Here is a 23312-nt window from a genome sequence, read left to right as displayed (position 1 = left end):
TGAGATGGCGACGCTTTAACGTGAAGTCGATATTTATTCGCACACTTTAACAATGGGGGCAATTTTGGGCAAGTGATGCTGACACTTAGGGCCAAAATAACTACTTTATTAGCGCCGGCCTCTAAAAGGCATAACATACGCGTCAACTTTTAGATTCCTACATTAGACCCACATAATGACTCTGCAAAAAACAGAAGGTTCAAAAACAATGTGCCAATTATTCACATTCAGGCTAGGACCATGTTTACTCTGCACGCGGCGTCACGACTAAACAAACTAACCCGCTTCGCTAATTATTGATTTGCTCGCGTTTATAAATAATATTGTCGTTACCTCTATAAACACCATAGGTTAGTGTGGCGCTAGGCGGGTCATCTGCTTCGCCATCTCCATCCCAGTCCCACAGCAGCCATGCATCGGGGGTATAAGTTACCGAGTAATTACCCGCCCCATTTGGCGATGATAAACGCATGCCTTCGCCAGTGATATATGCCCCTTCACTAAGCGTTCCGTCTTCAGAAGAAATTAGCTCTCCTGAAGCATCGTTAATATTCGCGTGTGCAAAATCGGTACAGCTATCGTTAGTATTTATACGCCAGGTTTGTCCGTCCCAGTATTGAGTACGAAGGGGAAGCAACAAAGCTTCATCTGCCCCGCCGTAGTTGTTTATTAACGTGGCTCGGCCGTAGGCAAACGTTAAATCGGTATCGATGGTAGCGACACAATCACTATTGCAAGAAACATTATTTACCGTTGCGCCATCAACAAGTGAAGATGCAAAGGTAAGCACTAGCGATGTATCTTCAAAAGGCCCATCCTTGTCTGTTTCAGCACTGCCCAAACGCGTAAACGTCACGTCGTTATCGACAATACTCAATACACCAGTAGCCCCACTTTGCGGCCAGGTGCCAGTATTATCATTAATAAGCCTGTCTAGCCTTATTAGCGGCGAGTCGTAGGCAACCTCTAGCCCCATAACGTTTAACTTATCAAAACCTGCGAAGTAGTTTTGGGTAACCGAGCCCACATGATTTGTGGCAGCAAGGGTATAGGTAACGCTTGAAATTGGTTGGCCAAAATAAGTAAAGTTATCACTTACACTGCAAGCTGGGGTTACTTCGCCAGACAAGGTAAAGTTTGAAGGCGCAAACCTGCCTACGTTCGATGCTAAGCCCGTTACTGTAGTACTAGCAAGGTAGTTACTTGTGGCAGCAATACTTATTATTCCAACTTCACTGTAATTTAATGCTACATTTAACTCGCCTTCATCATCGAAAAGCACGCCACTCTCGGCCCCACCGAGAATACCTGTAGCTCCAGCGGCTGGTAATAAAGTGGTAGGCGAAAGGAAAACACTTCCAGAGAAATGGTCTGCCGTGCGGTTGTTTAGCAGCTGCCCATAATCATCCGGAATACCATCATCATTGGCGTCCTCACCATCAACCCATTGCGCACTTTTTATCCCAAGAATGAAATCTTCACCCGTTAATTTGAGCAGTGAATCGTTGGCGTTGTTAGCATAGCCATTTGGATTCGTTGCATTACCTGCATCGTTTAATACATCCAGTGCAAAACCAAACGGCCTGATTATGAAAGTATTGGATGACCCAGAAATAGGACTTCTATCAGCAATTTCCGCACTAAGAGATAGCTCGCCAGCGTCAGGATACTGAATAGAAAAAATAGCCTGCGAATTATCGTCAAACTGTAGCGAAAATGTATCTGAACTTGTTCCTAGTTCATATTCATTGTCATTATTTTCAAAGACCAGTTTATTAGAACAGGTAGACGCGCTACCACAGTTGTAATTCAATTCAACATCTACAAGCTTGTTTCTTAGTAAATCTGTATCTCCGCAAGCCTCAATAGCGTATTGCTTCCCGTTAAAGCCCACATCCGATGGCTTACCTGATAGCTGAGTAACCAAGGTATTACTGTTATCTGTAAGGTTTTTAAAGGTAAGGCCTTCAGCTTCAAAATTTACTTTACAGCTGTTAAGGTTTACTTCAGAGCCACCAATAAAGCATCGAAGCTGTGATGAAGGCGTCTCACCTGAAGTGGCAAGCGTGGGGTCGTTTCCATTTAAGCTCTCTATTGTAAGTGATGTTTGCCCGATAAAAGTAACACTGTCGCTTGGTGTCCATGTGTAATTATTGGAACTTGGCAACAACCCAACTGTTGCGCTTTGAGAATACAACAAATCACAATTCACATCGGCACACGCTTTTAATGTCACTTCTTTTGCTGCACAGCTACTGCCCTTTTTGTCAGCTAACTCAAATCGATAGTGATTCAATACCTCGATAACTTCTCGCCCACAAATGCCTGGTATATTGCTTGGAACAGTTGTTTCTTGAATGCTTAAAGCCGCTCGAGATTCTATGCCTCCACCGGCTGTGAAAGAACCCACAATAGTTTCGCCTGATACATTTACAAACGTTATACTGCCTGTTGCAAGTACTACCGCGTGTGGGTTAGAACCATCAATAACTACATCACCGTTTACATAGATAGCGAGGTATGCGCCATCAGCAATGTTTACGCTTGCATCTACCATCGAGAAAATTGTAGATACCCCTAGAGGGTTATCTCCTGGGTTATCAATATAAATTCGAGTTGGTGCAATAACGTTATAAACACCCAGCCCCATATTAACGGTAGCTCGACTGAAGTAATAATCCCCCGCCAAATCACCAGGAGTAATCTCTGGGCCATTGTCGTCAATAGTAATGGAAGGTATAGCACGCGCTTGAGATTCACTTAGCGCGTTCGTATTTGAAGGAAAACACGCAACAGCATTTTCACCACACTTTGGAAAAGTTGCAGCAGAATCTGAATCACTAGTAATACCCAGAGTAGTTAATACCCCACCGTTGTCATCAAAGACTCGACTATTAGCCCCTAAGTAAATTTCAGTGCCACCGAAGGTAGCCAGAGCACCGGGAAAAGCAACTTCACAGCTAGGAAATTCGCCACTAAAAACAAATTCTGAGGTCATCGCAATGATACTGGCATCTTCTGGGTCGTGGTTTCGCTCATTGTCACGGCTTCTATCCTCGTCCACACGAAGACCTAAGCGAGTGCTATTTACGCCACAGCTTCTCAACCACCCCCCGTCGCCACCATTGCGACTAATTTTACTGGCAGCAACAAGAGGCGTTTGAGCATAATTATTTCTATAAAAATTATACGTACACCTGTCGCTCCACCCCACTATTTGGTTATCGGCAAAGAACGCTTCCCAATCAACTTGCACCCCGTTGTCGTCAAAAAACACGCGGCCATCGCCTTCTGTGGTAGCCATATACGCCAGAGTCTCTGTGCGCGTGACAGGTTCATAAAGCGTTTCCGATGCTTCTAATGCAACAAAGTAAGCCTGGCTTAGCTGAGGAATTGGTGGTTGAGCATTGCTGCCAATAGCGTCATATTTTGCAGCCACTGTTAAATAAGGAAGAAGGTAAGTGTCTGGTGGAGCCTCCCCTCGTACATCAACTTGGTTATTAACCGTTTGAAGCGAATGGAAAAATACCGGCTTTTCGCCAAAATCAGTTTCTAGGGGAACTTGTACGTATCGCGCGTCTTCTTCTCCAACCCTCAATGGCCCATTGGGTTCATACCAAGGTGAGCTGGTAGAAGCTTGTATGGTAGTAGCATCTAGCTCCATTTTTCCTACCTCAACAATGTCTCCATCGGGAAACTCGTGAACGCCGTAGGCAATAGCTAAATAGTGTGCTCCCATGGTGATATGAGGACCGTCTTCACCAGAGGGCTCAAGCGGTAATGCTTCAAAACCAGTTCTGGTCACATTGCGAATTTTAACAATAGCAGGGTTACCCCCCTGATTTGTTGAAAGCATAAATATTGCCGGCGGTTCATCGTACACCTGCGAGAAACTAATGGTTGTCCACTCTGCTTTATTGTAGGTATTTTGAAGTTCAATGAACCTGCCTTCGATTTGAGGGACGGCCAACACGGGCAGTGCAAAAGCAACGAAAAACCCAACAAATAGGGCTCGAACAAGAGATATACGGTATGACATTATTCTTCCTGCCTTACTTCAACAAGAACGCGTTTTGAGGTTTCAAGTTGGCCTGAGCTGCACTGCGCTTCGGCCCCTAACGCATACACCCTAATTTCACCAGCGGCTACTTCTGGCTCTTCGACCTCGGCTTCAACCTCACAAGAGAGTGTAATCGAACAATTCTGTACGTTAGCTGCATTTATAGTTACTGGCTGAGTAATAGCGGTACACGCGGGGTTATTACCATTAATTAGTCTCGAAATAGCGACTTCCATTCCGCTTTGTGCGGCCAAATAAGCACGCGCTCCATAATATTCAATGGATTGCTGCCGTATATTGGAAGAGATTTGATTAGACAAGGCAATACCAAGCCCTAAAAGAACAATGCTTATAATGATCGCAACAATTGTTGTAGAGCCTTTTTGCCGAGCAGGCGAACTACATGGGACGACTTGGCGTCGGCTTTTGCTATGACAGAAGTTTGGTCGCGTTTTTTTATGGCACATTAGGGAAGTGAACCTCGTGTACAACGGATATCTGTTCATCATCACTGCTTTCTAAGGTCATTTGCAGCTCTATAAGACCATTTTGTCGTAGCCCCGCGGTTACTACGTTCGCGCTCCACGACGCTACATTAGTACCAATAACGCCGGAAGTAGCTCCTTGCGTTCTTATTAAACGCTCTCCTTGAGCGGTAGATGTTCTGCATACTGTCACTTGTGCTTCAGGAACAAAAAAACGTTTCCCCGGGGAGGATTGTGTATTGGCGGCGCTGAGCGTGAGATCATACTGATTATCGCTAGTCGGTTCAGAAGCAGCATCAGCAATCGCATCAATTGTTCGTCCGTTGTCATTCACGCTCTGCGGATTTGTGGGGTATATCACAAGTGTGTCACTCACACTCAACTGGCTATTGAAAACGACTACATGCATAGGGTTATTAAACGCATCACCTACGTAGGTGCCACTTTCTTTAATCGGGTAATAAGAAAGGCACCCTAAACTTGCATCATATGACACCGAGTTCGGCACCACGTTGCGTAACTCTTTTTCCAGTCGCAAAATAATAAAGCGCGCGTCTGAAACAAGGCGAGTGCGCTCTGCGCCTGTTATATAAATTTGCGCACTTAAAGAAATCACCTGCGCCACAGATACGCTGATCACCCCTAAAATAGTGATCACTAAAATAAGCTCTATAAGCGTAAAACCGCGCTGGCGCTGTGCTTTTGGTAGGGACATTAATAGCTCCCTCGATAAGCGCTGAAGTTGTAAACTTGGCCGTCTGGTGCAGTCACTGCTATATCTATGCGCTTGAACGTTTGACCGTCTGTGGGCGTACTGTCATCTAAGTCGCTGTCGTAGTCTACCGTTACCGAAAAACCAAAATTGTTATAGTTTCCGCCCACATTACTCACTACGTAGCCGTTGTAATCGTCAACATCGTCATAGTCGTCTTCACTGGCTTCTTCAGGGCCAAGTGTTGTTGAACAACTTCCTTTAGCATTGCAGGTTTCAAAAGGCGGGCTTCGGTCGCTGTTTTCATCATAGGAACGGCTTAGAATGTCGTTCATTAACGACTGACCTAACTTCGCTGCTTTTACTTGGCGAAATGGCTCAGCCGTTTGTTCAGCTTGCGGTACTATAAGTGATAGCACTATTGTTAAGCTGATAGTGAATACAACAATACCAATTACTAGCTCTAACAAAGTAAAGCCTTTCATGTGCTTTCCGCGCGCAGGAAACATTGCGCTAGCACGCATAAATGGCTCCTTCACTTTGCAAACACATGGTAAAGGTACTTATTTGAATTTTGCAGTTAGTTGAGCAGGCAATATTGCTTGGTCGGCCGAATCCGTCAAACTGAATTTGCGAAAAACTATCGCCGTTTTCATCTGCAGTTTGAAAAGTGAAATCAGTATTAGAAGCATTGATAACTTGGTCGTCATCAAAGGCGGTGGATAGGGAGTTCGCACAGTCGTGACCAGCGGGAGGAGCAATCATGGTTGATGTGACCTTCACGCAGCTACTGTCTTGTATGTTTTGCATAGCACGAAGCTGCATATTGCGCACTAGCTGAAGGGTCCTATCGCGAAGCGCAATGGCTTCTTCGGTATCGCTACCAAGAAAACGAGGTGCGGCGGTAACCGCCAGCACCCCAATAACCAATATGGTTATAATAAGTTCTACGAGTGTAAAACCGTTTCTCTTCACATTACTGAACGCAAGTGTTTACTGTGATTTCAGGACGTTCGCCTTCAGCCGTTGAATTTGTGTACTCTACAGTACATGCAGAGTCTGCAGCTGTCGGTGCTGTATCTGAGTACGTACCAAATCCAGTATAGTAGATTAGGGCGAAACCTGTATTAACAGCAGAGACTGCATATTCATCAGGGAGATCAAGCAACGCAGTAATGTTTGCGGCTGTTTGGCCCGCCGGATATCCGTATACCAAAGAAACGGTTGATGAACCTACATCTACATTTTGCGATGCATCATTGCTTCCAGCTACATCATTAATTAACGCTTTACCGTAAACAACAGATGATGCTGACTCTAAAGAGCCGGCAATACCCTGTAATACAGAATCTCGCGCATCGTCTTGCAGGTTCAAAAACTTAGGTGCTGCGGTTACCGCCAAAATACCCAGCAATACAATAACTATGATTAACTCGATTAGGGTAAAACCCTGTTGTCTTGATACTTTTTGCATATTCAAACTTCCTGAGTATTAATTAAAAAACAGTAACCTGGCCAGTGGCTGGGTTGTAAGTGAAACCGTCAAACGTGGTACCGTCAGGCGTGCCATCTGCTGGTGCTGAACTATTAGGTAAGCCCATAGACTCAACTAAGTAATAAACACAAAGCGTGTTTGCGCCAGAGTCATCTGAACGAACCGCGTACCTGAAGTCAGCAACAACTGTATCGTTCGTTGATGTCGTGTTGGTAGGCGCCGACTGAAGGATTAAGTCAAATGTGTTTTTGCACTCGGTATTGTTAACCGTAGAAATAAGTGTGTTACCGGTAGAGCTGCCGGTAGGGTAACCAATGGTGCCATCTACACCCACAGGCGTTTGGTCATAAGTGACCACTGTGCCATTGCCGTTGCCATTATTGCCACTTGGGCGCCCTTCCACTTCCCACTGCGCTCTTACAAGACCAACAGCGGCAGCAAAACCACCTGCAACACCTTCCACACTGGCTTCTCGCGCTTCGTCAGTAACGTCAATAAAACGCGGCAGCGCCGTAGCCGCTAGCAAGCCTAAAATTATTACAACAATGATGAGCTCTATAAGGGTAAAGCCTTGCTGTCTCGTGTTCATACTATCTCCTAGATTACAAAATAAGCGCATAACTCCGACGCTTAGTTACGTTTTTCTTTCTTTGACAACACCGCTACCAGCGTTGTACTCAAACCAAACCTTGTCATGAATAAAAAATACACATTGCAAATAACCGTTAACGTATTCATCGCTTACAGATATTTCAGACGACACATCGAATTCTCTTAATGTCGCCAGCGTGAACATGTATTCACAAGCATTTCCGACCCCTGCTTCAAACCCTTCAGGCCAACCTTTTGTATTTACAAAAAGCTCTGCCGCTACTTCTTTTTCATGTTTCTGCATTGTGCCGCCACTGGCATCAAAATCAGTTTCGTAAATCAACACTTTAGGTTGCTTGGTTTTTATCCATTGCGCTCTCGCTAACAGAACAATCCGTTGAAACTGAGCCAGTGCGTTTTCTTTATTTACTTTTTCGGCTTCTACCATAACTGGTGTTGCGTGATACACATACGACGCAGCCAAAACAGCAAGTACCAACCCAATCACGATAAAGTTAAATAGCCCTGCTTTCGTGCTAGCCACGTTTTACCCCATTGAAATAGCGAACCTATTACCCGCCTTTCACCGCCGACATCATGTTCCACATTGGTGTAAATATGCCTAGTGCCAGTATTAACACCATGACTGCAACGAAACCTATCAATATCGGCTCAATCTTGGCGGTTAAGCTTTTAAGGTCAAAATCAACTTCACGCTCGTAATAATCAGCGCTTTCTTCTAAAAGTGGCTCAAGTCGCCCAGTTTCCTCACCTACAGCAATCATCTGTAATACAAGTGTAGAAAACAGTTCGCTATTTTTCGAAACTCTCAACAAACTTTCGCCCTTTTCTATGCCTTGACGCATCTCTTTAATGCGCATTTGCATATGAGCGTTATCTACAGCATCCGCCGTTAGTGACAGGCCCGCAGTTAACGGCACGCCTGCACGCAGAATCATAGAAAAGCTACGGCTATATCTTGAAAGTAATGATCGCTCAATAATGCTGCCTACGACAGGCAACTTTAGTTTAAATTTGTCCCATTTAAGTCGTCCAATAGTCGAATTAACATATTGTTTAGCTGAGATAATTATGCAAATCGATACGATTAAGATAAGCCACCAATAGTTTACAAAGAAGTTTGAAGTGCCTATTAAAACGCGAGTCATTATGGGTAGCTCGGTGTCGAACCGCTCAAACATTTGTGTGAAAACAGGAACAACGAAAAGATTTAATATAAACATGGCAATAGCGAGTGCTATCAGTACAAAAGTGGGGTATCTCAATGCGGATTTGATGCGCTTTCGGGTTTCCTGTTCTCGTTCAAAATAGAGCGCTAACTGCAGGAAAACATCGTCTAGCTTACCGGTATTTTCACCTACTACGACAACAGAAATCGTTAACCGCGTGAAAACTTTTTCATACTTCGTCATAGCCGAAGATAAGCTTCTGCCTTGCTCAAGCTGATCGGCAATATCCTTTAAAATCTCTTGGAAACGCTTATGTGAGGCGTTTTCACTTAGCCCTTTAATTGCCCTAATAATCGGAATACCGGCTTTTAGAAGCGAGTACATTTGGCGAGAAAAGATTATCATCTCATCCAGTCCCACCTTAGGTTCGAACAGGCGCCCGATGTCTAAACCTCCGCCCGCTTTTGCTGCCTTTTTAGTTTCTTCTATCGAAATAGGAACTATGTTTTTAGACAACAAAGCCTGCGCCGCTGCCTGCGCAGACGCAGCCTCAATAATGCCTTTTTGAGGGCCACCTTGAGCCGATTTACCCGCATAACTAAACTGAGGCATTAGTGGTTCACCACCTCAGGCACAAATTCAGCCACCTTAAAGACCTCATCTAACGAAGTTTTACCTTTGGCGGCATAATCAAGGGCCATATGAGAAAGGGGCACAAAGTCTTTATTCGCCTTTGTTGCATCAACAAAACCCTGAGTATTATCGTCTCGCAGGGCCTCCATCATATCTTCGTTCATTTCTAAAAACTCGAAAACACCAATACGACCTTTGTAGCCTGTATGGTTGCAGCTATTACAGCCTCTACCTTTGCAAAATGTCGCGTTTGCTAGCTCTGGCTTTAAGAAGCCTACCCAAGCTTGCTCTTGCGCACTCGGTGGTCGCTCCACTTTACAGTTTTCACATAAACGGCGTACCAGGCGCTGCGCCAACACTCCACGTAGTGAAGTAGCTACTAGATAGGGCGCTGCGCCCATATCGATAAGACGTATAGCGCTAGTTACAGAGTCATTGGTGTGGAGCGTACTTAATACCAAATGGCCAGTTAGCGCGCCTCTAAGTCCTATTTCTACGGTTTCTTGATCGCGCATTTCCCCCACCATAATAATGTCGGGATCTTGGCGAAGGGTGGTACGCAAAATTGATGCGAAGTCGAGGCCAATTTTTGAGTTCACTTGCACCTGATTGATACGAGGCAAACGATATTCAATGGGGTCTTCAGCGGTAATAATTTTTAAATCGGGCTTATTGAGCTCACTTAGTGCGCCATACAAGGTGGTAGTTTTACCCGAACCCGTTGGCCCAGTGACCAAAATCATACCGTGGGGACGGTTAATGGCGGCACGAAACTTTTCAGCCATCGCATCAGGCATACCCGTTTGATTCAAGGTTAAAAGGCCTGCGGATTGATCTAGCAATCGCATTACCACCGCTTCACCATTAGCAACGGGCATGGTAGAAACACGCACATCAAGAGTATGGCCTTTCACTTTTATATTAAAACGCCCGTCTTGAGGAATTCGCTTTTCTGATATGTCGAGACCAGACATTAGCTTTAGCCTGAGCACCAATGCCGAGGCAATTTTTACTTGGTCTAGCGTATTTTCTTGCAATACACCGTCTACACGCTGCCTGATGCGCAGAATATTTTCATCCGGCTCGATATGAATATCAGACGCGCGCACTTGAACCGCATCTTCAAAAATAGAGTGAAGTAGCTTTACTACTGTGGCATCTGATGTTGTATCGTCGAGGGCAGACAGTTCAAAGTCTGTTTCATCGGCGTATTCCTCGCCTAACTTTTCAGCAAATGACGCAATGTCTTGGGTACGACGATAAACCGAATCAAACGCTTCTAACATCTGATTCTCTTGTACTATCGCCAGCTCAATAGAACGAGGTGCCACAAGCGGCCCTAACTGATCAAGACCACCTAAGTCAGTGGGGTCGCTCATTCCCACCAGCACTTCATCGTCGTCAGCTTCTAGCACTAGCGCGCGATAACGCCTTGCGTAAGTTTCTGGAATTAATTGCGCTTGCTCAGGATCAATTCGACGCTGCGTAATATCTAGAAAAGGAATATTGAGCTGCTGAGCGAGAAAGCGAAGGAGTTGAGGCTCACTGATAAACCCCAGATCAATAAGCGAATCACCAAGTTTACGCCCAGATGAACGCTGTGCTGATAGCGCGTTATCGAGCTGTTCGCTGGTGATAATATTTTCGTGAACTAATAAATCGCCAAGGCGCATCTTTAATCGAGGACGCATTAAGGTTGCTCCTGTAAATCAGTTAAGCGGGCACTAGCATATTGCGATGACGTAGAAGAGAGGCCACCAATTGCAAGGGCTCTAGAATATGAAGAAATGGCCAAGCGCTTGTCTAACAGTGCATCGTAATTAACCCCCAGTGCCAGCCACCATTTTGCGTTATCCGGTTGTAGCGAGGTCATAGCGCTAAACGCCGAGATAGCTTGTTCTGGTTTATTGATAGTTTGTGCAGAGGTGCCCTTTAGTATCAGATAATCAATACGTTTTTCAGCCAGTGCTTTAGCATCTAAGCTGTCAGGCATAAGGTTCAGTGCTTCTTCAAAACGGCTTTCCTGAACCAAAATCTTAGCCATGAGTTCTCGCCACACTAACGATTCTGGCGACATCACAACGCCTTCTGAAAGTACCTGTAACGCTTGTAAGTTGTTATTTTGACCAAAATAAAGCGCGGCCAATTGTTTACGAGCCTCGGTGTTTTGCGGGTAGGTAGACAGTGCAAGAGTAAAGCTTTTTTGGGCTTCATCGAAAATGCCAAAATTGTAAGCTTTAAGCCCTGCTTCTAAATGAACGGCGCTTTGTTGCTCCGGGGATTTAGGCGTAACGTCAATTGCAGGCTCTCGCGAAATAATGCTATTTGGCGTAGGCGCCCTTAATTCACCGCTTGTTTTAACGTTTGTTCCAAGGTTTGTCTTGTTGGCCGTTTGTATATTGGCGTTTTCTTGGGTTAAGCCTGAGGCTTTCACTACTGCCGAGCCAGTTTCTTCTGTCTCGGTGGATATGGTTTCGGCTGCAGCTGCTATTGCCGCTTCATCTGACTTAGTTTTCGAGTTTGAGTTTGAGTTTGCGTTTGAAGAATTAGTAGCTTTCGTACGCTGCCTATATTCGGCCTCGTCATCGACTATTGTCTCGTCAACACTATTAAAAACAAGCTCGGCCACATCTGACGGCGTATTTTGATATGCCATATCTTGCTCAGATAACGGCGTAGACTTCATGCCTTCTAATCCTTTCTCGGCACTATTGTCGGCTTGCTCAGCCGTACTTTCATCACCCGTTTTAATGGGCTCATTTTGCATTGAGTCTGCTGTATTCGGTACATCAACTTTTGCAACAGTATTAGCACTACCTGCATTACCAGCACTATTACTATCCACAGACTCAGTCATACTGCTCAACACCAACCATATAACCAGTGCTAGTCCAATGAGCGAAATGAGTGCTTTTGGCCATAGCGAGCGATTTGCAACGTGAACCGTAGGCGGTAACCCAAAATCTTCGCTTTTATTTCGCTCATCTAGCGATTTTAGCGTATCGTTTAAAATGCTCACAAACCCGCTGCCCTGTAAAGGTGAAGCACACTTGCAACGGCAATCACAGCAACTGATGCTATGACAATGCTTTGTCTGGGTATCAGCTGGCGTTTACAGTCGTCAGTATCAAACACCGCGTTTATCGTATGTTGCCAATTCGCAGAACTCTTCCCCTGACCGTAAGCGCGAAGAAGTATTTTGTGACAAACAATATTGACCAACCTTGGTGTCCCTCGGGTGACTAATGCGATAAAAGCGCGTAAACCTTTAGAAATTAATTGCTCGCTGCCTCCAGCCGTTGTCAGTCTGTGTCCTATGTAATAATCCACTTCTGCCGACGTCATGGTGCGCAGCGTGTAAGAGAAGCTGATGCGCTGACGGATTTGCCTAACCTTGGGGTTTGACAGGTTAACGTCAAGCTCTGGCTGGCCGAATAAAACAATTTGAAGCAGCTTACTTTTCTCTGTTTCTAAATTGCTAAACAAGCGCAGCATCTCAAGTGCATCCCAGCTTAACGATTGCGCTTCATCGATAATCAGTACCGCTTGCCGCCCCTCTTGTTTAAGTGCTAAAAGCCTTGACTCTATGGCACTGTGTAACCCCTGAGAAGCTTCATTTTTACTTACATCAATACCTAATTCATTGGCGAAGGCTATACGCAACTCGTCAGGGCTTAGATATGGATTCGGCAAGTAGCAGGCTACGAATTTATCCGAAAGGTGGTTTATCAGTTTGCGGCACAACAAAGTTTTGCCTGTACCTACTTCACCGGTCACTTTAATAAAGCCTTCAGACATACTTAACGCAGACAAAATGACTTTTAGCGCTTCGTTGTGCGGCGCCAGCGCACAAAAGAAATCCGTGTTCGGCGTAAGCGAAAACGGCATCTCTGTGAAGTGATAAAAGCCTTGATACATAACTAGTTTCTATACCACTGATCAAGCAATGATTGAGTACGAAGGCGCTGCTTTTCCCATGTATCTGGCTGAACGACAGAAGGGCGAATAAGTATTACCAACTCGCGTTTACTCTGGGTTTTCGCTTTATTTTTAAACGCATTCCCAATAAAGGGAATATCGCCTAATAGCGGGGTCTTAGACTCTTGCTCGCTGGTAACGGTTTCCATCAAACCACCTATCACCACTATTTCGCCGTCGCGGGCACGGATCACAGTGTCAGACTCACGAATATTACTTTGTGCAAGTGGTAGCAAGATTTGCTGGTCGCCCACTTGGATGACTTTTGTTTGTTCCGCCGTTTCTGTTACCGAGGGGTGAACATGCAGTATCACAGAACCGCTTTTATCTATTTGCGGGGTTACATCCAAAGCAATACCAGAGAAGAAAGGCGTAAGCTCGATATCATTTTCGTTTTCAGTACTTGTTGTGCTTTGATCTTCACTGGTCGACACATCGGTAACAAAGTACTCATCTTGCCCTACTTTAATTACGGCCTTCTGGTTGTTAGTTACCGTAACACGGGGATTACTTAGCATTTGCACATCACCCTGAGTTTGAAGCATATTGATAACGCCATCAAAATCACCGCGGGAAATACGCAACGTTGATACTCCACCGATATCGGTAGAAATAGTATTGCCGATGGCATTTACTGCGTTAATAGCAGGGTCGATGCCCGCAGCTGTGTTTGCTGCAAAATTCGAAGCGAGAGCTCCGCCACTGAAACCAAAGTTCAAGCTGCCGGTTAAACCGCTTGCGATGCGGTCCCATCGAACACCTTGTTGATAACCATCGTTAAGGGTGACCTCAATGATCCGTGCTTCTAGCACTACCTGTCTCTGTAGGCTTTCTTGGCTTTGATTTAAGAAGTCTCTCACTACTGCAATTTCACTTGGCAGCGCCCGAACTGTGACCAAGCCCGCTTGGGGTGAAACCACAACCTGGCGACCTTCTGTAGGAGACACCAGTACTTTTAATGCCTCTTTCAAGTCACTCCAAAAATCGTTTTCGCTGGTGGTTTGAATGTTTGATCCGTTGAGCTGCTGTATATTGTTGCCGCCAAGGCCTCCTTGACCACCAAAGCCACCTTGACCGCCCAGTGCGTTACCGCTCACATTGTTGTTGCCGTTAATACCGCCGTTGTTACCACCGTTATTCTGGTCCTGCTCACTAACGCCGCCTGCTATCACGCTTACGTTCGAAACGCCAAAACGCTTGATCATTAAGAAGTTAACCGGGATAGATTCAGTCTTTAATTGCGACGGCATGACCTGGATGACCTTACCTTCTAAAAATACATCCAACGGATACATTCTAGAAATAATCTTAATTACATCGTCAAGGGCAACGTCTTTAAGTGTTAAGCTTATTTGACCAGACACAGCTGGATGCACGGCTACACTGTATGGCGTATCTTCCACCAGAGCATCAAAGAAAGGGCGAACATCCACATTATTAGCCGAGACTGCAAACATCTTCTGAGAGGTAGGCGCAGGCAATGATTGATAACGCGCCACTTCTGACAGCAATTCTTGGTTCAACTGCGGTGGAGGCGCAGGCTTGCTGACAGGTGTATTCTGAGAACGATTGAGTTCATCGCGAATATGCGGTTTAACTTCTTCACCAACACCGTAGGTTTGACATCCAGTTATAACCAACGCCGCAGCTAGCACAAGTGCGTTAGAAATAAGGCTATTTTTTAATTTCATATGCATACATTCTTAGTATTTTCTGCTGACGTCCGTCAGTGATCACCACGTTTTTAGAATTAATTTTAGACACCGTATACTCGTTGAGTGTGTCACCCTCTCGATAAGATTTACCCGAGATAATAGCGCTGTACCCTGAACTGCGTTTAAAAATTGATTGTAGTGCCAATTCACCATCCTCAGCAGAACTCTCGCTGGTGCTTACCCCTTTAAACAAAGCAGGTTTGGTTGGGTCGACTTCAGCAGTAACAGGCGAGAAAACACCACCTATCATGACCAAACTAAACACGACGAAACTTATAGACTTCACCTGAACTCCTTAAAGCGAAATGAAGGTTGCATTGTTGCTTACTGTCGCTAACCCCAATGTAAGTGATGCACTGGGGTACTCGTCGACGTTATAAGCAAAGTCAGTCACAATGACCTTTTCCGGAGCAGCTTGAAGACGTGCGAGATAACTGCGTAAATCGAAATAACTTCCTTCAATAATTAGGCGCATATTGTGTCGATAAAGCGATGCACTTTGAGGCTCTTTATCGCCAAACCGAATGGTTTGTGAGGGCTCTACCTTAAAGTTAACTAAACGCACGTTGTTTTCTTCGTTTAACAGCGTCATCAGCAACTCAGGCATTCTGTCGGCAGCCACGAAGCCTTCGTTCATCGAAAGCAATGTCTCGTCAACTTTTAGCAATGCTTTTTTAGCGTTATCCAGCTCCTGCTGCATACGTTTTGTGTAGTCGACAGACAGGGCTTGTTGAATAGCATCTCGCTGAATAACTAGTGCTTTATATTCACTTTCTTTTCGAGTAGCGGTTTTGTCCGCAGCAGACATATCATCCAACGCTGGTGATACGCCGAACCAAAAAAACAGATAAACAATAAGGCCAAAGCTCACCCACAAAATAAGCTGTTTTTCTCTGCTCTCAAGTGCAGAAAATTTATCAGAGAGCTGTTGGTACTGGCTCATCAGCGTCTCCTTCAAAATCGGTTGATATTAAAAATTGCTTTACGTTTTCAGCTCCATCCACTTCGTCAAACTTCACTGACGAAAATGACTTGCCTTGGAAGAAAGGTGACTGCTGTAACTTCTTTAACCAGACAGGGATAGACGACGGTGCCACCGTTTGCCCTGACAAACGAATTTTCTGGGTATCTATATTTATGCTGGTCAGCCAAAGGTTTTGGTTGTGATAGTTAGCTAAATCGTCCATCACTTCACCATACTTGGTTGCATCAAAAGACAGCTCTCCACTTTCTAGATAGGCAAGCAGTCGCTTTCTGTTTTCTATCTTGGCATTCACTTGCTCAAGCTGTTGCTGAAGGGTTTTGGTATCACGCTTTTTACCTAGCGCATCATTCAGCACTTTAATTTCGTTGTTGATTTGGCCGGTTGACGTTGATTGCTGTGCTATTTTTTCTTGTTTAACGTTTAGCAAAAAATTTAAAGCCACAACGGTAATTAGCATTATTCCAAATGCTACGCCATTTACCCAAAGTACCTTTGATAGGGGTAAGCGCTCTTTTTTAGGCTTAAGCGAGGGGTGATATAGATTTATAGTGCGTTTCACTGTACATCCCTCGCGGCAACAAGCGCACTAGCTAAAGCAAAGTGACAAGTGGGGTCAACAACATCGGCTAAATCGAACTGTGGAACAAGCTTATTCATAGCCGCAGGCTGAAACGGCTTTAAGCGCTCTATAACGGGCTCACAATCAAATTGTGTTCTAAATAAGATTTCTTTTAGCGGCGGCTGTTTTAGCTGTGACTCATAGAAATCCATTGAACGCTGAATTTCTAATCCAAGCATATCGCTTAACTGCGTTAAATCATCTTGCGCGCTCGCTTTATTAACAAAGCCTCTTAAGCGGCGCGATAGCCAAATAGCTCGAGAACGCACAATCAGCAGAAAGGGTTCGCTATTGGGTTCTTGAATAATGAGTAATCGCGCATAATCATCATCAGGCACCATTTCTGTCGCCAACACTTCTTTGGCATGGATATGGGTGAGTTTAACGTCTTTATTTTTCGAAAGACCTTGAACCAATGAGGAAAGCGAGGATTTATCGGCGGCAAACACATCAATTTTTTTGCCGCCAGTTCTTGATTGAACCGGGTAATCGATGTAGTCCAATACAATATTGTTAGAATCGAACGGAACCAGCTCGCCAAGCGTCCAAGGTAGTGCAGTTGTAATGTCCTCTTCTGGCACATCAGGCTTTTCCACTTGAACCATGTGATAGATTTCTTGAGGGAGCACGACAGATACTCGACATGCTTCTTTTTCAAAATCACGCAATACGTCGCTTAATTGCTTTTCGAGAGGTTGCCGATTATCAAAGGGAACAGACGCAACAGAGCTGAGTACATAACCACCTTCGCCAATATTGACAGCGGCGATATGTAATTCAGTAGCACTCACAGACACACCTACCGTGAGCGTTACATTTTTCTTTTGCGAAGAGAATAAGCCAGATAGCATTTGTCTACTTAATTCGTTAGTGTCGAGTATTGTCTTGTTATCAACAATACCTTATGCCGCCAGTTTGTGACATGGCGCTAACTCAAAAGTAGACTAATTATGTAAATAAACCAAATACCTACATAGGTAATGACTAATATGAGAAAGTATATATTTTTAAACTCTATTAGTTTTCTAGTACAGTTACCGAGCCACTTGCTGGATAGTAGTCAAAGTACGTCCCCTTACTTAGGCTATAGCGACACCAATAATTGTCTTCATTTACATTAAGCTCGGCATAGTATCTAGCATGAATTTTAAATCCATCTACGCGAAGTGGAGTTGCCACTAATGATGACCAAATCGTTTCACAGCCCACATCGGACAGGTCTGCAGTTGGCCATCCATTGTGATTAATACGTACTGGCTTTCTGTTCACTTCGTTACCTGAGTCATCATAGTGAATGAGCATTATCATAGTGGCAGGTTGACGTACTCTCCATTGCCAATGTGAGGAAATCACATGACGTTTGAAAGTTTCTAACTGATCCGCAAAAACTTCAGTTGTCGTATCTTTTTCATCAATGTGAAAGAAGTTAATTGATACACCTAATGCTAGTGCGAAGACAACGGCAATCGATGCTTTAATTACATTTTTAGTAGTATCTGAGTCTTTTTTATTGTTATTCATTCGTGCTTTCACAGCCTAAACTGAAGTAATAAAAGTTTGACTAGAGTCGGCGTACTTTACTGCATAAGAAACATGAAATTGGCATGTCAAACCTGAGCCGCTCTTGCTTTATTTTTATCTTATCGGCATTTTGAATGAAATATAAAGCGACTTTAAAATAAACGCGGTATCTATTGGATGGTCGGGCGCTAATAGTTGTTGATAGGTGGCTTTGTGTTAAACCACTTTCTGTAGAATAGTTACTCCCCAAAAATCGTTGTTTTTTTGCTTTAGTTGCCAGCCATTCTTCATCAATGCTTTTCGCGTATAAAGATTTGTCATGCCATGGCCAAATAGGACCACCCTAGGGTGTTTTTCACTTAATTTGTTAATATGTAGAGAAAGTTTTTGAACCCGTTGTTTTGCAAGTTTGAAACTTTCAAAGCGACCTTTAATACCCATAAACCAAAGCGCTCGGCTCAGCAAAACCCAGTGCCAACTACGCAAAGTAAACGGCAACTTGTAATAGGGAATATCCATTTCTTTTAGATACGGAAGCTCTTCATCAATTGAGAGCGCGCCATAGTGAGCCGCTGTTAGTTTTGCCCTTAAAAGCGGGCTCACTGCAATGTAGCTATTATTTAGGTGTGTTATTTGCTTCGGTTTGCTGGTGGGGTCTAAGGGAGATTTATTGTAGTTACGTACCCAATTTGCATACTCGGCTGCATTCACTTTTTCATTGTGAGCCGAAAGCGGTTTCCCATGGCGAATGAAAACCACTTCTTTTAGCATAGTAATGTTCGAAACTTCCTTATTCATTGTTAACCCAATATATTTAAACGCGGAATCCCTCCCGCGCAACGTGTACAATAAGACGCTATTACAACTATTATTAACTACCCGTAAATAGGCATAGTAATAAACTAAACGCCCTTAGAGAAGACGCTCAGAACAATCATATTTACGCACTAGCTAATACTTGATCTTTGGCTTGCTGTTCGTTATCACGCAAGTCAGCTTTCTGTTCAATGTATTGCGATAGCACACCTTGTTGCTCTTCGTTTAAGCGCAAACCATGCTTAGTCCTACGCCATATAACGTCTTCCAATGTACACGCCCACTCATATTCAATTAAATAGTCTACTTCTGCACGATACATACCTGCGCCAAAGTCTTCGCCCATTTCCTCAAGTGACATCTTTCCTTTTAAGAATTTGTAGCTTAACAGGCCGTATTGGCGTGCGTAACGTTCAGCAATGTCTTTTTTCAACCATACAAATTCACTAGTTAGCTTTCCGACTAGTTCTCCTTGGCTTTCAAAAGCACCGCCTGGTAGGGGTACTTCTTTTGTCCATGCGCTTTTGGCTTTAGGGAAGCAAGTAACTAGTTTGTCTACTGCATGCTCAGCTAATTTTCTGTAGGTTGTGATTTTCCCGCCGAAAATATTGAGCAGCACAGGTTTATCTGTCTCTCCCTTCAACTCAACTTTATAATCGCGCGTTAATTCTTGTGCCGACGCATTTTTCTCTTCTAATAAAGGTCTAACGCCGCTGTAAGAGTGAACGATATCGCTTAGGGTAATTTTTGATTTAAAGTATGTGTTTACCACATCTATCAAGTATTCGGTTTCCTCATCCGAGATAGCAGCATCTGATGGGTTGCCTTTGAAGTCTTCATCAGTAGTGCCTACCAGAGAGAAATCCCCTTCATATGGGATAACGAAAACAATTCGCCCGTCTTTGTTTTGCAGTATGTAAGCTTCATCAGTATCATAAAGTTTAGGCACAATGAAGTGGCTTCCTTTCACCATGCGCATAGCATTCGGGTTGTTAACATTAACTAAACGATCGAGGAAAGACGCCGCCCATGGCCCTGCAGCGTTTACAATTGACTTAGCTTTAATTGTAAACGTTTTCCCTTTTGCTGTTTTAAGTTCGACACTCCACAGGTTATCTTTCTTTTCAGCTTTCACGCACTCAGTGCGGGTATAAATCTGTGCTCCCTGATCTTGTGCAGCTAAAGCGTTGAGAACAACCAGGCGCGCATCATCTACCCACCCATCAGAATATTCAAAACAAGTAGTAATGTCGCTAACTAGTGGACTTTCACTCGTTGTAAAAAGCTTGCGTGAGCGAGGCAACATGTTGCGTTTGGCCAGTGAGTCGTAAAGGAACAAACCAATTCGAATCATCCACGCCGGGCGTAAATGCTTTTGATGTGGTAAGCGAAAACGTAGAGGCCACATGATGTGGGGCGCTTTTTTCAGTAACACTTCTCGTTCTGCTAGTGCTTCTTTGACTAAACGGAATTCGTAATGCTCTAGATATCTAAGGCCGCCATGAATAAGCTTACTACTTGATGAAGATGTAGCGCCGGCAAGGTCACCTTTCTCGCACAATGCAACTGAAAGTCCACGCCCCGCAGCATCGAGCGCCACACCAACACCATTAACGCCACCGCCAACGACTAAAACGTCAACTGTCTTTTCAGTTACATTGCTGTGACTCATAGTTTGCCCCTACTTATACTTGTATTTACATTTTGCTTCACTTAATTGTTGACTATTTGACAACCAAAAAGAAAACATGTCAACACAAAACGAACATTAACGAACATTAAAGAAAGTTAAGTAAACGTATCAATGCACAGTTTTTATGTTCAATAACGGAAATAAAGAAGATATGGCGAAGCTCATATAGCTGAAAACTAAACAATTCGCCATAAACTTAGCAGCAATGCATAAGCGAACTGATAATATAAAAGAAGACTAGTTTAGAATTATGACCGGCCTATGATTAGGGCGGTAAAAAAATGCGGGGGTTTAAATTAGGCTTTCACAAAGGTGATATTATTCTCTTTTATAATTTTGCCTATGCTAGGCGGCGGTGCTTGGTCACAAACTAAACAGTCGACCTGTGATATATGACCCTGCTCAACCATAGCGCGGCGTTCAAATTTACTGTAGTCGGCCGCTAGGATCACATGTTGAGTGTGCTCTAGAATAGCTTGTGAAACTTTCACTTCTCTGAAGTCAAAGTCTAGTAGCGCGCCGTCGGCGCTTATACCACTTATACCGATAATACCGTAGTCCATACGAAATTGACTGATAAAATCACAGGTTGCTTCACCAATTATTCCGCCGTCACGATATCGTACTTCACCAGCGGCGATAATCACCGAGAAGTCCTCTTTAGCTGATAATATAGTTGCAACGTGAATGTTGTTCGTTACAACATGTAGATTTTTGTGCTTGAGAAGTTTAGTAGCGATGAGCTCTGTTGTGGTGCCGATATTGATAAACAAAGACGCGCCATCGGGTATCATTGCAGCAACAGCTTCAGCTATTTTTTCTTTTACTTCACTGTTTTGCGTTTTGCGCTCTTGGTAAGGGGTATTTTCCCAGCTTTTGTTTAATCCTGCCCCACCGTGATAGCGACTTACTATACCGTTTTCAGCCAGCTGATTTAAGTCTCTTCGGATGGTCTGTGGCGTCACTTCACAAGCACTAACCAAATCATCAATAGACATAAAACCATGTTGCTTTATTAGCCCGACAATTTTTTCGTGTCTTTGCGTTTGGTTCATTACACATCCTTAAAAATAAAATCGATAGTAATTATACGTGCTTAAAGACAAAGTTCACACGATAAAACGAAAATCAAATGTTCGTTTTCGAAAATATAGCATTGTTAATCCTGTGTAAATGATGCAAACTCTACGAAAACTATCTTCAGGAGTGACCTTATGGGACAACATATTCTTGCCATCGACCAAGGCACAACGAGCTCTCGCAGCATTATTTTTTCTCCAAAGGGCAGTATAGAAGCCATTGCTCAACAGGAGTTTTCTCAGAAGTACCCTAAAGATGGCTGGGTTGAACACGACCCAGAAGAAATTTGGGAAAGCGTTGTTGCTACCCTGAAGGAAGTTTTTAACAAATGTAATGTAGCGCCAAATGATATTGCCGCTGTTGGAATAACAAACCAGCGCGAAACAACTTTAGTATGGGATAAACAATCAGGAAAGCCTGTTTATCCGGCTATTGTTTGGCAGGACAGACGTACTGCGCAATACTGCCGCGATTTTAGCGAAGACGAAGCGTTCGTTTCCTACATAACAGAGTCGACAGGGCTTTTACTCGACCCTTACTTCTCAGCTACGAAAGTTGCATGGATACTAGATAACGTCGAAGGCGCTCGCGAGAAAGCAGAAAATGGCGAACTTCTGTTTGGTACTGTGGATACCTATTTGATTTGGCGCCTGACGGGCGGTGAGTCACATAAAACTGATGCCACGAATGCTTCTCGAACTATGTTGTTTGATATACACAATCAATGTTGGGATGAAAAGCTACTTAACAAATTCGATATTCCAGCCTCTATGCTTCCAGAGGTTATGGATTGCGCAGCCGACTTTGGCGTGATTAATGAAGATATTATAGGTAAAGCTATTCCTATTCAGGGTGTGGCAGGTGATCAGCAAGCAGCGCTTGTGGGCCAAGCATGTTTTGAAAAAGGCATGGCAAAAAGCACTTACGGTACGGGGTGCTTTATGATCCTTAACACCGGCGACGCACCGCTTCAGTCTAAAAACCGATTGCTCACTACAGTAGGTTATCGCCTAAATGGTAAAACTACGTATGCTTTAGAAGGCAGTATTTTTATGGCTGGCGCTACCGTACAGTGGCTTCGAGATGGTTTAAAACTCATTGACGATGCTGCTGAATCTGAAGCTTTAGCACAGCGCGCCAGAGAAGATAATGGTGTGTTTTTAGTTCCTGCATTTACCGGCTTAGGTGCGCCTTACTGGGACCCTGACGCCCGTGGAGCCATTTTAGGGCTTACCCGCGATACTGGTATAAGCGAGATTGTTGCGGCAGGGCTGCAATCAGTTTGTTATCAAACTAAAGATCTTCAAAAAGCCATGGAAAGCGACGGAGCACGTCCTACGAACATACGTGTAGATGGCGGCATGTCGCGAAATGACTGGGTAATGGGCTTTTTGTCAGACATCTTAGGTGCTGAAGTTGAGCGACCTGAAATCACTGAAACTACCGCGTTAGGCGCTGCCTTCCTTGCCGGTTTACAAGCAGGCGTGTTTAGCAGCATCGATGATTTAACGCAGTGCTGGAAGAGTGATAGCGTTTTCACCCCAAGACTATCGAAACAAGAACGCGATCATGCCTATGATGGTTGGAAAGCCGCTGTAGATCGTATCCGTTGTAGCTAATTTTTTCTTATTTTTCTTATTGTTAAAAAAGTGTGTGCATTTGCCGCACTTTTTTTATACAAAAAAACTTTTATAACATTGTCATTACATTGTCATTTTGTGCTAGTATTAGATTTAAGG

The 23312-nt window shown here is 44.0% G+C and carries 22 protein-coding genes; 1 reads left to right on the top strand and 21 read right to left on the bottom strand.

Going from position 1 to position 23312, the window contains the following annotated elements:
• Positions 1-289: 289 nt before the first annotated feature.
• The 21 genes from KL866_RS09985 to KL866_RS09885 form a co-directional block, all read right to left on the bottom strand.
• Positions 290-4039 carry an H-type lectin domain-containing protein gene (locus KL866_RS09985; RefSeq protein ID WP_214994872.1) on the bottom strand — a complete coding sequence of 1250 codons (3750 nt, stop codon included), beginning with the start codon at positions 4037-4039 and terminating at the stop codon, positions 290-292.
• Positions 4039-4380 (bottom strand): agglutinin biogenesis protein MshP, encoded by a 342-nt coding sequence (locus KL866_RS09980; RefSeq protein ID WP_251139950.1) that lies wholly within the window; start codon positions 4378-4380, stop codon positions 4039-4041. Before KL866_RS09980 ends, KL866_RS09985 begins: the two co-directional genes overlap by 1 nt.
• Positions 4381-4516: 136 nt before the next feature.
• Complete coding sequence (locus tag KL866_RS09975; protein WP_214994870.1) at positions 4517-5260, bottom strand: type II secretion system protein J; 744 nt, start codon at positions 5258-5260, stop codon at positions 4517-4519.
• Complete coding sequence (locus KL866_RS09970; RefSeq protein ID WP_025256914.1) at positions 5260-5781, bottom strand: prepilin-type N-terminal cleavage/methylation domain-containing protein; 522 nt, start codon at positions 5779-5781, stop codon at positions 5260-5262. Before KL866_RS09970 ends, KL866_RS09975 begins: the two co-directional genes overlap by 1 nt.
• Complete coding sequence (locus tag KL866_RS20475) at positions 5771-6232, bottom strand: type II secretion system protein (protein WP_214994868.1); 462 nt, start codon at positions 6230-6232, stop codon at positions 5771-5773. The genes KL866_RS09970 and KL866_RS20475 overlap by 11 nt, the downstream gene beginning before the upstream one ends.
• Position 6233: 1 nt before the next feature.
• The gene (locus KL866_RS09960; protein WP_025256916.1) at positions 6234-6731 is read right to left on the bottom strand and encodes a type II secretion system protein; all 498 of its coding nucleotides are present in this window, start codon (positions 6729-6731) and stop codon (positions 6234-6236) included.
• A 22-nt stretch (positions 6732-6753) separates the two neighbouring features.
• Positions 6754-7341 carry a prepilin-type N-terminal cleavage/methylation domain-containing protein gene (locus KL866_RS09955; protein ID WP_025256917.1) on the bottom strand — a complete coding sequence of 196 codons (588 nt, stop codon included), beginning with the start codon at positions 7339-7341 and terminating at the stop codon, positions 6754-6756.
• A 45-nt stretch (positions 7342-7386) separates the two neighbouring features.
• The gene (locus KL866_RS09950; protein ID WP_025256918.1) at positions 7387-7887 is read right to left on the bottom strand and encodes a hypothetical protein; all 501 of its coding nucleotides are present in this window, start codon (positions 7885-7887) and stop codon (positions 7387-7389) included.
• A gap of 28 nt (positions 7888-7915) precedes the next feature.
• Complete coding sequence (locus KL866_RS09945; RefSeq protein ID WP_025256919.1) at positions 7916-9145, bottom strand: type II secretion system F family protein; 1230 nt, start codon at positions 9143-9145, stop codon at positions 7916-7918.
• The gene (locus tag KL866_RS09940) at positions 9145-10857 is read right to left on the bottom strand and encodes a GspE/PulE family protein (RefSeq protein ID WP_025256920.1); all 1713 of its coding nucleotides are present in this window, start codon (positions 10855-10857) and stop codon (positions 9145-9147) included. The genes KL866_RS09945 and KL866_RS09940 overlap by 1 nt, the downstream gene beginning before the upstream one ends.
• On the bottom strand, positions 10857-12185 hold the full coding sequence (locus KL866_RS09935; protein WP_214994866.1) for a lipopolysaccharide assembly protein LapB: 1329 nt from the start codon (positions 12183-12185) through the stop codon (positions 10857-10859). The genes KL866_RS09940 and KL866_RS09935 overlap by 1 nt, the downstream gene beginning before the upstream one ends.
• Positions 12182-13084, bottom strand: coding sequence for an ExeA family protein (locus KL866_RS09930; RefSeq protein ID WP_025256922.1), 903 nt, complete (start codon positions 13082-13084; stop codon positions 12182-12184). The genes KL866_RS09935 and KL866_RS09930 overlap by 4 nt, the downstream gene beginning before the upstream one ends.
• A gap of 2 nt (positions 13085-13086) precedes the next feature.
• Positions 13087-14835 carry a pilus (MSHA type) biogenesis protein MshL gene (mshL, locus tag KL866_RS09925; protein WP_025256923.1) on the bottom strand — a complete coding sequence of 583 codons (1749 nt, stop codon included), beginning with the start codon at positions 14833-14835 and terminating at the stop codon, positions 13087-13089.
• Positions 14819-15145, bottom strand: coding sequence for a hypothetical protein (locus tag KL866_RS09920; RefSeq protein ID WP_025256924.1), 327 nt, complete (start codon positions 15143-15145; stop codon positions 14819-14821). The genes mshL and KL866_RS09920 overlap by 17 nt, the downstream gene beginning before the upstream one ends.
• Positions 15146-15154: 9 nt before the next feature.
• The gene (locus tag KL866_RS09915) at positions 15155-15802 is read right to left on the bottom strand and encodes a type II secretion system protein M (protein WP_025256925.1); all 648 of its coding nucleotides are present in this window, start codon (positions 15800-15802) and stop codon (positions 15155-15157) included.
• Positions 15777-16403, bottom strand: a complete 627-nt coding sequence (locus KL866_RS20570) for a PilN domain-containing protein (RefSeq protein WP_214994864.1) — start codon at positions 16401-16403, stop codon at positions 15777-15779. The genes KL866_RS09915 and KL866_RS20570 overlap by 26 nt, the downstream gene beginning before the upstream one ends.
• Positions 16400-17314, bottom strand: a complete 915-nt coding sequence (locus KL866_RS09905) for an agglutinin biogenesis protein MshI (RefSeq protein ID WP_214994862.1) — start codon at positions 17312-17314, stop codon at positions 16400-16402. The genes KL866_RS20570 and KL866_RS09905 overlap by 4 nt, the downstream gene beginning before the upstream one ends.
• A 166-nt stretch (positions 17315-17480) precedes the next feature.
• The gene (locus KL866_RS09900; protein WP_214994860.1) at positions 17481-17984 is read right to left on the bottom strand and encodes a hypothetical protein; all 504 of its coding nucleotides are present in this window, start codon (positions 17982-17984) and stop codon (positions 17481-17483) included.
• 216 nt (positions 17985-18200) lie between these two features.
• Positions 18201-18782 carry a phosphoglycerate mutase family protein gene (locus KL866_RS09895; protein WP_214994858.1) on the bottom strand — a complete coding sequence of 194 codons (582 nt, stop codon included), beginning with the start codon at positions 18780-18782 and terminating at the stop codon, positions 18201-18203.
• A 142-nt stretch (positions 18783-18924) separates the two neighbouring features.
• Positions 18925-20472 carry a glycerol-3-phosphate dehydrogenase gene (gene glpD / locus KL866_RS09890; protein ID WP_214994856.1) on the bottom strand — a complete coding sequence of 516 codons (1548 nt, stop codon included), beginning with the start codon at positions 20470-20472 and terminating at the stop codon, positions 18925-18927.
• 317 nt (positions 20473-20789) lie between these two features.
• Positions 20790-21548 (bottom strand): DeoR/GlpR family transcriptional regulator, encoded by a 759-nt coding sequence (locus KL866_RS09885; RefSeq protein ID WP_025256931.1) that lies wholly within the window; start codon positions 21546-21548, stop codon positions 20790-20792.
• A 159-nt stretch (positions 21549-21707) separates the two neighbouring features.
• On the opposite strand from KL866_RS09885, the gene glpK reads away from it, so the two are divergent.
• Positions 21708-23192, top strand: coding sequence for a glycerol kinase GlpK (gene glpK, locus KL866_RS09880; RefSeq protein WP_025256932.1), 1485 nt, complete (start codon positions 21708-21710; stop codon positions 23190-23192).
• The last annotated feature ends 120 nt before the right edge of the window (positions 23193-23312 follow it).

Origin of the sequence: Alteromonas sp. ALT199, from assembly GCF_018619335.1 — a bacterium.
Classification (GTDB): domain Bacteria; phylum Pseudomonadota; class Gammaproteobacteria; order Enterobacterales; family Alteromonadaceae; genus Alteromonas.
Note: the sequence above shows the minus strand (reverse complement) of the source record. Positions and strands in the feature narration are given on the sequence as shown.

Bases quoted from the DNA above. Each gene is read 5' to 3' on its own strand.
- KL866_RS09985 (WP_214994872.1), bottom strand. From the start codon at position 4,039: ATGTCATACCGTATATCTCTTGTTCGAGCCCTATTTGTTGGGTTTTTC.
- KL866_RS09975 (WP_214994870.1), bottom strand. From the start codon at position 5,260: ATGTCCCTACCAAAAGCACAGCGCCAGCGCGGTTTTACGCTTATAGAG.
- KL866_RS09970 (WP_025256914.1), bottom strand. From the start codon at position 5,781: ATGCGTGCTAGCGCAATGTTTCCTGCGCGCGGAAAGCACATGAAAGGC.
- KL866_RS09960 (WP_025256916.1), bottom strand. From the start codon at position 6,731: ATGCAAAAAGTATCAAGACAACAGGGTTTTACCCTAATCGAGTTAATC.
- KL866_RS09955 (WP_025256917.1), bottom strand. From the start codon at position 7,341: ATGAACACGAGACAGCAAGGCTTTACCCTTATAGAGCTCATCATTGTT.
- KL866_RS09945 (WP_025256919.1), bottom strand. From the start codon at position 9,145: ATGCCTCAGTTTAGTTATGCGGGTAAATCGGCTCAAGGTGGCCCTCAA.
- KL866_RS09940 (WP_025256920.1), bottom strand. From the start codon at position 10,857: ATGCGTCCTCGATTAAAGATGCGCCTTGGCGATTTATTAGTTCACGAA.
- KL866_RS09930 (WP_025256922.1), bottom strand. From the start codon at position 13,084: ATGTATCAAGGCTTTTATCACTTCACAGAGATGCCGTTTTCGCTTACG.
- mshL (WP_025256923.1), bottom strand. From the start codon at position 14,835: ATGAAATTAAAAAATAGCCTTATTTCTAACGCACTTGTGCTAGCTGCG.
- KL866_RS09915 (WP_025256925.1), bottom strand. From the start codon at position 15,802: ATGAGCCAGTACCAACAGCTCTCTGATAAATTTTCTGCACTTGAGAGC.
- KL866_RS09905 (WP_214994862.1), bottom strand. From the start codon at position 17,314: ATGCTATCTGGCTTATTCTCTTCGCAAAAGAAAAATGTAACGCTCACG.
- KL866_RS09900 (WP_214994860.1), bottom strand. From the start codon at position 17,984: ATGAATAACAATAAAAAAGACTCAGATACTACTAAAAATGTAATTAAA.
- KL866_RS09895 (WP_214994858.1), bottom strand. From the start codon at position 18,782: ATGAATAAGGAAGTTTCGAACATTACTATGCTAAAAGAAGTGGTTTTC.
- glpD (WP_214994856.1), bottom strand. From the start codon at position 20,472: ATGAGTCACAGCAATGTAACTGAAAAGACAGTTGACGTTTTAGTCGTT.
- KL866_RS09885 (WP_025256931.1), bottom strand. From the start codon at position 21,548: ATGAACCAAACGCAAAGACACGAAAAAATTGTCGGGCTAATAAAGCAA.
- glpK (WP_025256932.1), top strand. From the start codon at position 21,708: ATGGGACAACATATTCTTGCCATCGACCAAGGCACAACGAGCTCTCGC.